9 protein-coding genes are annotated in these 14,009 nt (G+C 68.3%); 5 read left to right on the plus strand and 4 right to left on the minus strand.

Annotated elements, in window-relative coordinates; all coding sequences use genetic code 11:
• The first annotated feature begins 3 nt into the window (after nt 1-3).
• On the plus strand, nt 4-1,686 hold the full coding sequence (locus tag AC1M14_RS20010; RefSeq protein WP_479730325.1) for a hydantoinase/carbamoylase family amidase: 1,683 nt from the start codon (nt 4-6) through the stop codon (nt 1,684-1,686).
• Between the two features lie 5 nt (nt 1,687-1,691).
• Nucleotides 1,692-2,921, plus strand: coding sequence for a M20 family metallopeptidase (locus AC1M14_RS20015; protein WP_479731824.1), 1,230 nt, complete (start codon nt 1,692-1,694; stop codon nt 2,919-2,921).
• Nucleotides 2,922-3,070: 149 nt separating this feature from the next.
• Here AC1M14_RS20015 and AC1M14_RS20020 read toward each other — a convergent pair whose 3' ends face one another.
• A complete protein-coding gene (locus AC1M14_RS20020) occupies nt 3,071-5,119 on the minus strand; it encodes an OPT family oligopeptide transporter (protein ID WP_479730326.1) in 2,049 nt (682 codons plus the stop codon).
• Nucleotides 5,120-5,333: 214 nt separating this feature from the next.
• Between AC1M14_RS20020 and mdeB the strand changes: the two genes are divergently transcribed.
• The 3 genes from mdeB (at nt 5,334) to AC1M14_RS20035 (ending at nt 11,096) form a co-directional block, all read left to right on the plus strand.
• Entirely contained in the window at nt 5,334-8,021 is a 2,688-nt protein-coding gene (gene mdeB, locus AC1M14_RS20025; RefSeq protein ID WP_479731825.1) for an alpha-ketoglutarate dehydrogenase, read from the plus strand.
• A 185-nt stretch (nt 8,022-8,206) separates the two neighbouring features.
• On the plus strand, nt 8,207-10,504 hold the full coding sequence (locus AC1M14_RS20030) for an NADP-dependent malic enzyme (RefSeq protein ID WP_102774493.1): 2,298 nt from the start codon (nt 8,207-8,209) through the stop codon (nt 10,502-10,504).
• 139 nt (nt 10,505-10,643) lie between these two features.
• On the plus strand, nt 10,644-11,096 hold the full coding sequence (locus AC1M14_RS20035; protein WP_102774492.1) for a DUF2214 family protein: 453 nt from the start codon (nt 10,644-10,646) through the stop codon (nt 11,094-11,096).
• 15 nt (nt 11,097-11,111) lie between these two features.
• Here the strand turns inward: AC1M14_RS20035 and AC1M14_RS20040 are convergent, their stop codons facing one another.
• The 3 genes from AC1M14_RS20040 to AC1M14_RS20050 form a co-directional block, all read right to left on the minus strand.
• Complete coding sequence (locus AC1M14_RS20040; RefSeq protein WP_479730327.1) at nt 11,112-12,221, minus strand: hypothetical protein; 1,110 nt, start codon at nt 12,219-12,221, stop codon at nt 11,112-11,114.
• Nucleotides 12,222-12,323: 102 nt separating this feature from the next.
• Nucleotides 12,324-13,634, minus strand: a complete 1,311-nt coding sequence (locus tag AC1M14_RS20045) for a citrate synthase (RefSeq protein ID WP_102774490.1) — start codon at nt 13,632-13,634, stop codon at nt 12,324-12,326.
• Between the two features lie 20 nt (nt 13,635-13,654).
• A complete protein-coding gene (locus AC1M14_RS20050; RefSeq protein WP_102774564.1) occupies nt 13,655-13,915 on the minus strand; it encodes a succinate dehydrogenase assembly factor 2 in 261 nt (86 codons plus the stop codon).
• Nucleotides 13,916-14,009: the final 94 nt, after the last annotated feature.

Raw genomic sequence — 14,009 nt, forward strand, 5'->3', positions numbered from 1 at the left:
GCCATGGCCCACACCCTAGCCCAACTCAATTCAGCCCCGCCCGCGGCCGCCGCCGCGATGCTCGAGGGCCTCTACGAACAAGCCCCCTGGATCGCCGAAAGCGCGCTGCGCTCGCGTCCGTTCCGCTCGCTGGCCGAGCTGCGCCAGCGCATGCGACAGGCGGTCGACGAGGCCGACGCCGAAACGCGCCTGGCGCTGGTGCGCGCCCATCCCGAGCCTGCGCACCTGCCCGAACCCGGCGCCGCCTACCGCGAGCGCTTCGGCTTTCCCTTCGTGCTGGCCCCGCAGGGCCCGCGCGGCACGGATCTGACGCGCCAGGAAATCGCCGACGAATTCGCGCGCCGCGAGGGCAACCCGCCCGAGGTCGAGCTGCAGGAGGCGCTGCACCAGTTGCACCGCGTCGCCGAGATCCGCCTGCAGGACCGCTTCGCCGAGGCGCCGGCCATCGGCAACGACATCTGGGACTGGGGCGAACGGCTCGCCGCGCACAGCGATCCGGGCTATGCGGAAAAAGGCCAGCTGACCGTCACCTACCTGACCGACGCGCACCGCGCCTGCGCCGGGCTGCTGTCGCAATGGATGCGCGACTGCGGCTTCGACAAGATCGGCATCGACGCCGTCGGCAACGTGGTGGGCCGCTACCTGGCCGACCGCGCCGACGCGCCCACGCTGATGACCGGCAGCCACTACGACACGGTGCGCAACGCCGGCAAGTACGACGGCCGCCTGGGCATCTTCGTGCCCATGGCCTGCGTGCGCGAACTGAGCCGCGCCGGCCGGCGCCTGCCCTATCACCTGGAAGTGATCGGTTTCGCCGAAGAGGAAGGCCAGCGCTACCGCGCCACCTTCCTGGGCTCGGGCGCGCTGATCGGCGGTTTTCGCGAGGAATGGCTGGCGCAGCAGGACGCCGACGGCGTCAGCATGCGCGAGGCCATGGCGCGCGCCGGCCTGCGCCCCGAGGACATCCCGGCGCTGCGCCGCGATCCGGCGCGCTACCTGGGCTTTGTCGAAATCCATATCGAACAGGGTCCCGTGCTCTACGAGATGGGACTGCCGCTGGCCGTGGTCACGTCCATCAACGGCTGCCTGCGCTACCAGGTCCAGGTTTCGGGCCTGGCCTGCCACGCCGGCACCACGCCGATGGACCGGCGCCGCGACGCCGCCGCCGCGGCCGCCGAGTTGGTGCTGTACGTGGAGCGGCGCGCCGCGCTCGACGGCGATTCGGTCGGCACAGTAGGCATGCTGGAAGTGCCCGGCGGCTCGATCAACGTGGTGCCCGGCGAGTGCCGCTTCAGCCTCGACCTGCGCGCGCCCAGCGACGCGCAGCGCGATGCGCTGGCCCGCGACGTACTGGCCGAGCTGGAAGCCGTGTGCCGCCGCCGCGGCCTGCGCTACGCGCTGGAGGAAACCATGCGCGCCGCCGCCGCCCCCAGCGATCCCGCCTGGCAGCAGCGCTGGGAGCGGGCCGTGGACGCGCTCGGGCTGCCGGTGCACCGCATGCCCAGCGGCGCCGGCCACGACGCCATGAAGCTGCACGAAATCATGCCGCAGGCCATGCTGTTCGTGCGCGGCCAGAATGCCGGCATCAGCCACAACCCGCGCGAATCCACCACCAGCGACGACATCCAGCTCGCCGCGCAGGCCATGCTCAACCTGCTCGACAACCTCGCCCACGAAACACCATGACCGCCATGACCGACTACGCCCGACTCGACGCCTGGATCGACGCCCACTTCGACGAAGAGGTCCGCTTCCTGCAGGAGCTGGTGCGCGTGCCCACCGACACGCCGCCCGGCAACAACGCCCCGCACGCCGAGCGCACCGCCGAGCTGCTGCAAGGCTTCGGCCTGCAGGCCGAGGCCCATCCGGTGCCGGCCGCGCAGGTCCGCGACTACGGCCTGCAATCCATCACCAACCTGATCGTGCGCCGCGAATACGGCGCCGGCGGGCCGCGCATCGCGCTCAACGCCCACGGCGACGTGGTGCCGCCCGGCGAGGGCTGGCGGCACGATCCCTACGGCGGCGAAATCGAGGACGGCTGCCTCTACGGCCGCGCCGCCGCCGTCAGCAAGAGCGACTTCGCCAGCTACACCTTCGCGCTGCGCGCGCTCGAGGCCGTGGCCCGTCCCGGCCGCGGCGCGGCCGAACTGCACTTCACCTACGACGAGGAATTCGGCGGCCTGCTGGGACCCGGCTGGCTGCTGTCGCAGGGGCTGACCCGGCCCGACCTGCTGATCGCGGCGGGCTTCAGCTACGAGGTCGTGACCGCGCACAACGGCTGTTTGCAGATGGAAGTGACCGTGCACGGCAAGATGGCCCACGCCGCCGTTCCCGCCACCGGCGTGGACGCGCTGCAGGCCGCCGTCGCGATACTGGGCGCGCTGTACGCGCAGAATGCGCGCTACCGCGAGATCCGCTCGCAGGTGCCCGGCATCACCCACCCCTACCTGAACATCGGCCGCATCGAAGGCGGCACCAACACCAACGTGGTGCCCGGCAAGGTGGTGTTCAAGCTGGACCGGCGCATGATCCCCGAGGAAAACGCCGCCGAAGTCGAGGCCGACATCCGCCGCATCATCGCCGAGGCCGCCGCCGCCCAGCCCGGCATCACGGTGGAGATCCGGCGCCTGCTGCTGGCCAACGCCATGCGCCCCCTGCCCGGCAATCAGCCGCTGGTGCAGGCCATCCAGAAACACGGGCAGGAACTGTTCGGCGAACCGATACCGGCCATGGGCACGCCGCTCTACACCGACGTGCGCCTGTATGCCGAAGCCGGCGTCCCCGGCGTGATCTACGGCGCGGGGCCGAGAACCGTGCTGGAATCGCACGCCAAGCGCAACGACGAGCGCGTCGCGCTGGAGGATCTGCGGCGCGCCACCAAGGTGATCGCGCGCACGCTGTGCGATTTGCTGGGAGAGTGATGGGTTCCGCGCGGTCGGCGGCGGCGTTTTTGCCGGGGGTTTGCCGCGCTGCACCCATCCTACGGCATGGGGTCGTAGGATGGGTGCAGCGCGAGATTCCTTAAAACAAGAAAGCGAATATCCAGCGCGCGGAACCCATCGGCCAACGCCTACGCCAACCTCAGCACCCTGCGCCAGAACAACACCGCCACCAGCACGAACACCGCCAGTCCCAGGTAGGACGCGATGTGCTCGAAACCCGCGCCGGCAATCGCCAGCGGGGCCTCGGTGCCGGCCGCGCCGATGACGGCGGCCATCAGCACGCCGACCAGGCTTTCGCCCACGATCAGGCCGGAGGCGATCAGCACGCCACGGCGGTTGGCCGCGTCGGCGAACTGCTCGTAGGGCTGGCCGGCCGCGGCGGCGCGGCGGCGCAGCGCGCGCTCGAGCAGCCAGGCGAGGACCGCGCCGGCCACGATGGGCGCGGCCACGGTCGGCGGCAGGTAGATGCCGATGCCGACCGCCAGCACCGGCATGCGGGCCACGCGGCAGGTGCGCTTGAGCACCTGGTCCACCAGGATCAGGCCCAGGCCGACCAGCATGCCGATGACGATCATGGTCCAGTTGAGCTGGTGCGTGAAGATGCCGCGGGCGATGGCCAGCATCAGCGTGGCCTGGGGCGCCGACAGGGCCTGCGCCGGGTCCATGCCTTCGCGCGGCATGGAATCGGCGAAACCGTAGGCGTTGTACAGCAGCTCCAGCACCGGCGAAATCACCGCCGCGCCGGCCACGCAGCCGATCAGCAGGGCCACCTGCTGGCGCCACGGGGTCGCGCCCACCAGCCAGCCGGTCTTCAGGTCCTGCAGGTTGTCGTTGGAGATCGAGGCCACGGCCACCACCGCCGAGGTGCTGAAGATCGACAGCGCGATCGCCATCTGCACGCCGTTCTCGGCGCCCAGCAGCTCGCCGCCCAAGGTCAGCATCAGCAGCGACACCAGCACGATGGCCACGATGCCCACGCCCGAGATCGGGCTGGTCGACGACCCCACCAGGCCGGCCATGTAGCCGCAGGCGGCCGCCACCAGGAAGCCGAACACGAAGGCGAACAGCACGGCGTAGGCCACCAGCTTCCAGATCGCGCCGGCCGACAGCGGCGCGCCCGACAGGAACACCTGGAAGGTCACGACCAGCACCACCACCAGCGCCAGCGTCACCACCGAGATCCAGCCCGCCGACAGGTCGCGCTCGGTGCGCGGGGCGCGGCCGGCGCGGGCGGCGCCGGCCTTGGTCAGGGCAGCGAACGAGGCTTTCACGCCGCGCGCCATCGGCATGAACAGCGTGGCCAGCGTCCAGATGGCGCCCACGCCGATCACGCCGGCGCCGATGAAGCGCACCTGCGTGGCCCACAGGCCGTTGGCGTATTGCGCGATCGTCTGGCCGGCGGGCATGTCGCCCATCGCGCTCAGGATCGGCACCGCGATGCCCCACGAAATGACCAGCCCGGTCAGCATGGCCAGGCCCGCGACGATGCCGATGAGGTAGCCGGCGCCCAGCAGCGCCAGCGAAAAGCCCATGGGCAGGCGGAACACCGCCCCGCCCAGCGAGAACCAGCCGCTGACGCTGTCGCCCAGCACCCGCAGGCCGCTGGCCGCGAAGCTGACCGCGGCGGCGGCCAGGCCGCCGGCCACGATGTCGCCCATGCCGGTGGCGGTCCTGGCCGGCGCCTGCCCGGCGTCGGCCGCCTCGTCCTGGCTGCGCTCGGCGCTGCCCACGCGCAGGATCTCGGCCGCCGCCACGCCTTCGGGGTACGGCAGGTCGCTCTGCACCACCATCACGTGGCGCAGCGGAATCGTGAACATGACGCCCAGCATCCCGCCGGCGGCGCAGATGCCCAGCGTCTGCCAGAACGGAAAGCCCTGCCAGTGGCCCATCATGACGAGCGCCGGCAGGATGAAGATGATCGAGGACAGGGTGCCGGCCGCCGAGGCCTGGGTCTGCACCATGTTGTTCTCGAGGATATTGGCGTCCTTGAACAGGCGCAGCACGGACATCGAAATCACCGCCGCCGGGATGGCCGACGAGAACGTCAGGCCCACCTTCAGCCCCAGAAACACGTTGGAGGCGGTAAAAATGATGGTGATCAGGGCGCCCAGCAGGATGCCGCGGAACGTCAGCTCCGGCAGCGTGACCTCTGCGGGGACGCTGTTGGGTTGGGTCATGGAAATCTTCCTTAATTTCTAGCCGCGAATTCTAGCGCCTCGCAGGCATCGGTCCGGGAAGGTGGCGATCGGGCGAATCGGCGGCATAAGCTGCTGCAGGCAGCCCACCCTGCAAAAGATTATGCTGAAACCGCGGGAATTGCGTCGGAATTTCAATCACCCATGCCAGGGGTTGGGGTCTAGCATGAACATTAAACCAGGAGACAACACCACCATGCGCGACGCCAGTTCCCTGCGTTCGGGGCAGGACCCGGACCACGATATCGACCCCGACGAAACCGCCGAATGGCGCGACGCCCTGCAGTCGCTGGCGCAGGCCGAAGGCCCCGTGCGCGCGGCCTACGTGCTGGACAATCTGCTGGGCCATGCCGCCACGCTGGGCCTGCGCGCCCGGCGCCAGACGCGCACGGCCTACCTGAACACCATCCCCGCCGACCAGGAACCGGCGTTTCCGGGCAATCTGGCCGTCGAAGAGCGCATCGCCCGCATCAACCGCTGGAACGCGCTGGCGATGGTGGTGCGCGCCAACCAGGCGCACGGCGAGCTGGGCGGGCACATCGCCAGCTACGCCTCGGCCGCCGACCTGTTCGAGGTGGGCTTCAATCATTTCTTCCGCGCGCGCACGCCGCAGGGACCGGGCGACCTGGTCTACATGCAGCCGCACTCGGCGCCCGGCGTGTACGCCCGCGCCTACCTGGAAGGTTTTCTGAGCGAGGACGACCTGGCGCATTTCCGCCAGGAAATCACCGCCACCGGACGCGGCCTGCGCGGCCTGTCTTCCTACCCGCACCCGTGGCTGATGCCGGATTTCTGGCAGTTTCCCACCGGCTCGATGGGGATCGGCCCGATCAACGCGATCTACCAGGCGCGCTTCATGCGCTATCTCGAACACCGCTCGCTGATGCCCGGCGGCGACCGCAAGGTCTGGGGCATTTTCGGCGACGGCGAAATGGACGAGCCCGAATCCATCGCCGCGCTGACCCTGGCCGCGCGCGAAAAGCTCGACAACCTGGTGTTCGTGGTCAATTGCAACCTGCAGCGCCTCGACGGCCCGGTGCGCGGCAACGGCCGCATCATCGACGAGCTGGAAACGCTGTACGCCGGCGCCGGCTGGAACGTCATCAAGCTGGTCTGGGGCAGCGACTGGGACGCGCTGCTGCGCCGCGACACCGGCGGCGCGCTGGCGCGCGCGTTCTCCAATACCGTGGACGGTCAGTTCCAGACCTTCGCCGCCAACGACGGCGCCTTCAACCGCGCCCATTTCTTCAACCAGAATCCCGAGCTGGCCGCGCTGGTGGCCGACTGGACCGACGAAGCCATCGACCGCCTGCACCGCGGCGGCCACGACATGGTGAAGATCTACGCCGCCTATCACCGCGCGGCGAACCACCGCGGCCAGCCCACCGTCATCCTGGCGCAGACCAAGAAGGGCTTCGGCATGGGCGCGGCCGGCCAGGGCAAGATGACCACCCACCAGCAGAAGAAGCTGGACGACGAGGCCCTGCTGGCCTTCCGCGACCGCTTCGCGCTGCCGATCTCCGACGCCGACTGCCTGGCGCTGAAGTTCTACCGCCCCGCCGAGGACAGCGCCGAACTGCGCCACCTGCAGGCGCGCCGCGAGGCGCTGGGCGGGCACCTGCCGCGGCGCGGCACGCAGGCGCCGCGCCTGGCGCCGCCGGCCGCCGAGCAATGGGCGCGCTTCGCGCTGGCCGCCGACGGCAAGGAAATGTCTTCCACCATGGCCATCGTGCGCATGCTGACCGCGCTGCTCAAGGACGCCACCGTGGGCCCGCGCATCGTGCCCATCGTCGCCGACGAGGCCCGCACCTTCGGCATGGCCAACCTGTTCCGGCAGATCGGCATCTATTCGGCGCAGGGCCAGCTGTACGAGCCCGAAGACATCGGCTCGGTGCTGTACTACCGCGAGGCCCGCGACGGCCAGATCCTGGAAGAAGGCATTACCGAGGCCGGCGCGATTTCCTCCTGGACCGCCGCCGGCACCAGCTACTCGGTCAACGGCCTGCCGATGCTGCCGTTCTATATCTACTACTCGATGTTCGGCTTCCAGCGCATCGGCGACCTGATCTGGGCGGCCGCCGACCAGCGCACGCGCGGCTTCCTGGTCGGCGCCACGTCGGGGCGCACCACGCTGGGCGGCGAAGGCCTGCAGCACCAGGACGGCTCCAGCCACATCATGGCGGCGGCGGTGCCCAACTGCCGCGCCTACGATCCGGCCTATGCCTACGAGGTCGCCGTGATCGTCGAGCACGGCATGCGCCGCATGCTCGACGAGCAGCACGACGAGTTCTACTACCTGACCGTCACCAACGAGAACCTGGCGCAGCCCGACATGCCCTCGGACCCGCAGGCGCGCGAGGGCATTCTGCGCGGCATGTACCGCCTGCGTCCGGCCTGCGGCCAGGCCCAGGTGCGCCTGCTGGGCGCCGGCCCCATGCTGCGCGAGGCCGAAATGGCCGCCGAGCGGCTGCTGGCCGACCACGGAGTGGACGCCGAAGTCTGGAGCGTGACCAGCTTTTCCGAACTGGCCCGCGCCGGCCGCCAGGCCGAGCGCGCCCGCGTGCTGGGCCTGGAATCCGGCGCGGCCGCCGACTGGGTGCAAGCCTGCCTGGGCGGCAGCGACGCGCCGGTCGTCGCCGCCACCGACTACGTGCGCGCCGTGCCCGAACAGATCCGCGCCTGGGTGCCCGCGCCCTATCGCACGCTGGGCACCGACGGCTTCGGCCGCAGCGACACCCGCGCCCAGCTGCGCGATTTCTTCGAAGTCAGCGCCGACTGGATCGTGCTCTACGCCCTCGACAGCCTGGGCCGGCAGGACGACGCCCAGGCCGTGCGCGCCCGGCTGAACGCGGCGGGCCGCCAGACCCCGCCCTGGGAGCTGTAACGGCCGCAAGACGGGCGGACGAGGCGCCCAGCCGTCAACGTTCGCTGCACCGCAACAACCAAGTCGCCCCGCTTTCTGTTGAAATACGGGTGTTCCCAAGCATTGCCAAACCAATACGGCGGGCCGCGAGCCCGCTTTTTGCAGTCCGTTTTCTCTTCCGTTTTACGCCTCTAAGGCTTGTACCCATGGACGAAACTCTCACCAAACTGGCGCTGGACTACCACGCCTACCCCACCCCCGGCAAAATCTCGGTCACCCCGACCAAGACGCTGGCCAACCAGGACGACCTGTCCCTGGCCTATTCCCCCGGCGTGGCGGCCGCGTGCATGGCCATCTTCGACCAGGGCGACGACGCCGCGTCCAAGTACACCTCGCGCGGCAACCTGGTGGGCGTGATCACCAACGGCACGGCCGTGCTGGGCCTGGGCAATATCGGCCCGCTGGCCGCCAAGCCGGTCATGGAAGGCAAGGGCTGCCTGTTCAAGAAGTTCGCCGGCATCGACGTGTTCGACATCGAACTGGCCGAAAACGACCCCGACAAGCTGGTCGACATCATCGCGGCGCTCGAACCCACGCTGGGCGGCGTCAACCTCGAGGACATCAAGGCGCCCGAGTGCTTCTACATCGAGAAGAAGCTGCGCGAGCGCATGAAGATCCCCGTCTTCCACGACGACCAGCACGGCACCGCCATCATCTCGTCGGCCGCCATCCTCAACGGCCTGAAGGTCGTGGGCAAGGATCTCGGCTCGGTCAAGCTCGCCTGCTCGGGCGCCGGCGCCGCCGCCATCGCCTGCCTGGACCTGCTGGTCAACCTGGGCGTCAAGCGCGAGAACATCTACGTGGTGGACTCCCGCGGCGTGATCTGGGAAGGCCGCGACGAGAACATGGAGGCCAACAAAAAGCGCTACGCGCAGAAGACCGACGCGCGCACGCTGGCCGACGTGGTCAACGGCGCCGACGTGTTCCTGGGCTGCTCGACCGCCGGCGTGCTGACCGCCGACATGGTCAAGACCATGGCCGCCAGCCCGCTGATCCTGGCGCTGGCCAACCCGGAACCGGAAATCCGGCCGGAAGTCGCCAAGGCCGCGCGCCCCGACTGCATCATCGCCACCGGCCGTTCGGACTACCCGAACCAGGTCAACAACGTGCTGTGCTTCCCCTTCATCTTCCGCGGCGCCATGGACGCCGGCGCCTCGCGCATCACGGAAGAAATGAAGCTGGCCTGCGTCAAGGCCATCGCCGAACTGGCCCAGGCCGAGCAGAACGACGAAGTGGCCCGCGCCTACGCCGGCCAGGAGCTGTCGTTCGGCCCCGACTACATCATTCCCAAGCCCTTCGACCCGCGCCTGATCGTCCAGATCGCGCCGGCCGTGGCCCAGGCCGCCGCCGACTCGGGCGTGGCCGCCCGTCCCATCGAGGACATCGAGGCCTACCGCCAGAAGCTGATGGGCTTCGTCTACCACTCCGGCCAGCTGATGCGTCCGCTGTTCGCCCAGGCCAAGAAGGCGCCCAAGCGCGTCATCTACGCCGACGGCGAAGACGAGCGCGTGCTGCGCGCGGTGCAGACCGTCAGCGACGAGAAGCTGGCCTTCCCGATCCTGGTCGGCCGCCCCTCCGTCATCGAGATGCGCATCAAGAAGTTCGGCCTGCGCCTGCTCGCCGGCAAGGATTTCGAGATCGTCGATCCCGAAGACGACAGCCGCTTCAACGAAACCTGGAACGCGTACTACCAGCTCAAGGGCCGCGAAGGCGTGACCCCGGCCATCGCCAAGGCGATGATCCGCAAGCACAACACGCTGATCGGCGCGATGCTGCTGCGCCGCGGCGACGCCGACGCGCTGCTGTGCGGCGTGGCCAGCAAGTACGACAACCAGCTCAAGTACGTGGACGAGATCATCGGCCGGAAGGAAGGCCAGACCTACGCCGCCCTGAACGTGCTGATGCTGCCCGACCAGACGCTGTTCGTCACCGACACGCACGTCAACGAAAACCCGACGGCCGAAGAAGTGGCGAACATCACGATCCAGGCCGCCGACGAGATGGTGCGCTTCGGCGTGGTGCCCAAGATCGCGCTGCTGTCGCACTCCAACTTCGGCAGCCGCGCGACCGACTCCTCGCGCAAGATGGCGCAGGCCAACCAGCTGGTGCGCGACCGCGCCCCCGACCTGGAAGTCGACGGCGAAATGCACGCCGACGCCGCCCTGTCGGAGAAGATCCGCATGCTGGCCTACCCGGACAGCACGTTGAAGGGCCGCGCCAACCTGCTGGTCATGCCCAACCTGGACACCGGCAACATCACGTACAACATGCTGAAGATGACCGGCAGCAACGGCATCGCCATGGGTCCGATCCTGCTGGGCGCGGCGCGCCCGGTGCACATCCTGACCACCAGCGCCACCGTGCGCCGCATCGTCAACATGACGGCGCTGGCCGTGGTGGACGCGCAGCAGGAAGCCGCCGAGGCCGCCAAGAAGCGCCGTTGATTCCCGACGGCCGCTAAGGCAAGGGGCGCCCGCCGTTCGCGGCGGCGCCCTTTTTCTTTGCAGGCGACCAGGCCATCGCGCTGGCCCGCCTGCCTGTGCTGATGGTAAAACCGGTGTTGCCCTTGCTTATGGAGTCAACATGCTGGCCGATGCCCTGTATGCCTGGTTTCACTACCTGGCGATTTTCCTGCTCGTGGTGGTCCTGACGGCCGAAGCGGTGCTGCTGCGTCCCGAGCTCACCGTCAATGGCCTCAAGCGCCTGGTCATCTACGACCGCCTCTATCTGGCCAGCGCCGTGGTCGTGCTCATCACCGGCGTGCTGCGCCTGACGCTGGGCATCAAGGGCGCCGCCTTTTACATGGCCAATCCCTGGTTCCACGCCAAGATCACGCTGTTCGTCATCATCGCGCTGTGTTCGATCCCGCCCACCATGACCTTCCTGCGCTGGGCCAGGCAGTCGCGCCAGCAGCCGGAATTCCTGCCGGCGGCGGCCGACATCAAGCGCGCCCGCCGCTGGGTCATGATCGAATCGCACCTGTTTATCTTCCTGCCGCTGTTCGCCGTGCTGATGGCGCGCGGCATCGGCGCGTAGGACGCCCGCCGCCGCTCAGGGGCAGGACGCCCTGGTCTGCTGCGGCTCCTGGTCGCCGACAGTGATGGTGGCGAAATGGAAAACGCCCACCGCGTCGTTCTTCACCACCTCCACGACCTCGCCGGCCAGCGTCTGCATCACCGACATGCCCTCGGGTACGTCGGCCGCGCCATCGCGCTGCGCGGCCTGGCCGTTCCAGGGGCTCAACACCAGCACGCCCGGAAACGGCTCGCGCCGGTCGCCGCGGCCGCGCCGCGTCGTCTTGACCCGGGTGCCGGCGGCATAGCTCATCCCGCCCAGCCGCGCCGCGCAGGCCAGTTCCGCGTCGTCGACCCGCAGCAGGCGCCGCGCTTCGTCCAGATATAGCGTGGGCTCGCTCAGGGGCAGTCCGTAAATGCGCAGCGCCACCGGATTCTTGACCTCGATGCGCCAGCGGTCGGGATCGCGCGAGCCATCGGTGTAGACCGAACCGTCCGAGCCATAGACCACCGAACCCGGCGCAAGCGCCAGGTCCCCGGCCCGGTTGCCCGGACCCAGCACGCACTTATCCAGCGCCTTCATGGCGCCGTCGGGCGCCACGTCGAACTCGATATCCTGGGTGGCGTCGCATCGCCAGCCCAGCACCGTCTGGCTGCCCTCGCCGCGCAGGATGACGTTGCGCGGATGGCGGCCCAGCAAGGCGTAGGTCTCGCGGTCGTAGTCGGAATCCAGGTAGCGGCGCGCGCTCGTGGCCTGAACGCCATACATGGCCACCGGCCGCGGGAACTGCGCTTCGAGATAGGTTTCCAGCTGCGCTTCGTCCTGCAGCTCCAGGCGCGTGCCGGCCGGCATGGCGACGCCGCCCACCGTGGTCTCCTGCTGCAAGGTCACCTTGCGCGCGGCCTGGGCGCGCGCGCTTTCCTTCTCCACCTGCCAGATCGCCATCTGGACCCAGGCATAGAAAGCGAAAGGCACGGCCAGCACCGCGAATATCAGGGTAGAGGTCTTCCAGTACCTGCGCACCGTGCGGCGCGCGCCCGCGCTGGCGACCAGGACCAGCGCCCAGCCGAGCAGCACCAGGCCGGCAAGAAAACCGAGGGAAACAAAGATATAGAAGCCGGCGGAAGGCAGTGCGATCGGAATCATGGGCAGGATGATATACGCCTACGGGCGCCTGCCCGCCGCGCGGGCCGGCCCGGCAACAAAAAACCGCCCGAAGGCGGTTTATTGTTCAAGCCGGAAAGCGTATCAACGCTTGTCCATCGGGGGCACGTCGCGCGTGACCGAACCGGTGAACAGCTGGCGCGGACGGCCGATCTTGTAGTCGGGATCGGACAGCATTTCGTTCCACTGGGCGATCCAGCCCACCGTGCGGGCCAGCGCGAAGATGGCCGTGAACAGCGAGGTCGGGATGCCGATGGCGCGCTGCACGATGCCCGAGTAGAAGTCGACGTTCGGGTACAGCTTGCGCTGCACGAAGTACGGATCTTCCAGGGCGATGCGTTCCAGTTCCATGGCCAGCTTGAACAGCGGGTCGTTTTCCAGGCCCAGGGCCGAGAGCACTTCCTTGCAGGTTTCCTGCATCAGCTTGGCGCGCGGGTCGTAGTTCTTGTAGACGCGGTGGCCAAAGCCCATCAGGCGCACGCCCGAGTTCTTGTCCTTGACCTTCTCCATGAACTCGCCGACCTTGGCGATGCCGCCGTTGGCTTGCAGGTCTTCCAGCATCTGCAGGCAGGCTTCGTTGGCGCCGCCGTGGGCCGGACCCCACAGGCAGGCCACGCCGGCCGAGATGGCGGCGAACGGGTTGGTGCCCGACGAACCGCACAGGCGCACGGTCGAGGTGGAGGCGTTCTGTTCGTGGTCGGCGTGCAGGATGAAGATGCGGTCCAGCGCGCGCTCGACCACTTCATTGACCTTGTACTCTTCGCACGGGGTGGCGAACATCATGCGCAGGAAGTTGCCCGTGTAGGACAGGTCGTTCTGCGGGTAGATGAAGGGCTGGCCTTGCGAGTACTTGTAGGCCATCGCGACCAGCGTCGGCATCTTGGCGATCAGGCGGATGGCCGAGATGTGGCGGTGCTGCGGGTTCGTGATGTCGGTGGAGTCGTGGTAGAACGCCGACAGCGCGCCGACCAGGCCCGTCAGGACGGCCATCGGGTGCGCGTCGCGGCGGAAGCCGCGCAGGAAGAAATGCAGCTGCTCGTTGACCATCGTGTGATGGGTCACCTGCGAGTCGAAATCGGCCTTCTGGTCCTTGTTGGGCAGTTCGCCGTTCAGGATCAGGTAGCAGATGTCCATGAAGTCGCAGTTCACGGCCAGCTGTTCGATGGGGTAGCCGCGGTACAGCAGTTCGCCCTTGTCGCCGTCGATGTACGTGATGCCCGATTCGCAGGCGGCGGTGGACATGAAGCCCGGGTCAAACGTGAACATGCCCGTCTGGCCGTAAAGCTTGCGGATGTCGATCACATCCGGACCGACCGTGCCCTTGTACACAGGGAACTCGATGGGGGCGCTGCCATCCGAAAAGGATAGCGTGGCTTTTTTGTCAGACAGGTTCATGCTTTTTTCCTCTCAATTAATCAGAGCGCGCGCATCTGGCCAATAATGCTCCGCAGCCTGGGCGTGTCCAGCTCGCCTTCCAGCTCTTTGCGGGCCAGCAGCAGGTCGAGCAGATCGTTGTCTCCCAGCTCGAACAACTGCGTCAATGCGGCTACGTCATCATCGGTCAGCTCGGCCTCGTGGGCATCGAGATACCGGGTGATGATCAAGTCGTTTTCGAGCAGACCACGGCGTGCCCGCCAACGCAGACGCGCCCGCTGTAGTTCAGTAAGCCTGCTCATCATTACACCTTAATAAAAAGTCCTGCGCCGGGCCCGTCAGGCAGGCTGGCCGTCCCCGTTTTACAGGGGACATGGCCCGGCATTACATACAGAC

The organism is Achromobacter sp. SX5, from assembly GCF_056711425.1.

Excerpts from the sequence above, each read along its gene's own strand:
- AC1M14_RS20050 (WP_102774564.1), bottom strand. The coding sequence starts at position 13,915 with ATGAGCAGGCTTACTGAACTACAGCGGGCGCGTCTGCGTTGGCGGGCA.
- mdeB (WP_479731825.1), top strand. The coding sequence starts at position 5,334 with ATGCGCGACGCCAGTTCCCTGCGTTCGGGGCAGGACCCGGACCACGAT.
- AC1M14_RS20020 (WP_479730326.1), bottom strand. The coding sequence starts at position 5,119 with ATGACCCAACCCAACAGCGTCCCCGCAGAGGTCACGCTGCCGGAGCTG.
- AC1M14_RS20010 (WP_479730325.1), top strand. The coding sequence starts at position 4 with ATGGCCCACACCCTAGCCCAACTCAATTCAGCCCCGCCCGCGGCCGCC.
- AC1M14_RS20030 (WP_102774493.1), top strand. The coding sequence starts at position 8,207 with ATGGACGAAACTCTCACCAAACTGGCGCTGGACTACCACGCCTACCCC.
- AC1M14_RS20015 (WP_479731824.1), top strand. The coding sequence starts at position 1,692 with ATGACCGACTACGCCCGACTCGACGCCTGGATCGACGCCCACTTCGAC.
- AC1M14_RS20035 (WP_102774492.1), top strand. The coding sequence starts at position 10,644 with ATGCTGGCCGATGCCCTGTATGCCTGGTTTCACTACCTGGCGATTTTC.
- AC1M14_RS20045 (WP_102774490.1), bottom strand. The coding sequence starts at position 13,634 with ATGAACCTGTCTGACAAAAAAGCCACGCTATCCTTTTCGGATGGCAGC.
- AC1M14_RS20040 (WP_479730327.1), bottom strand. The coding sequence starts at position 12,221 with ATGATTCCGATCGCACTGCCTTCCGCCGGCTTCTATATCTTTGTTTCC.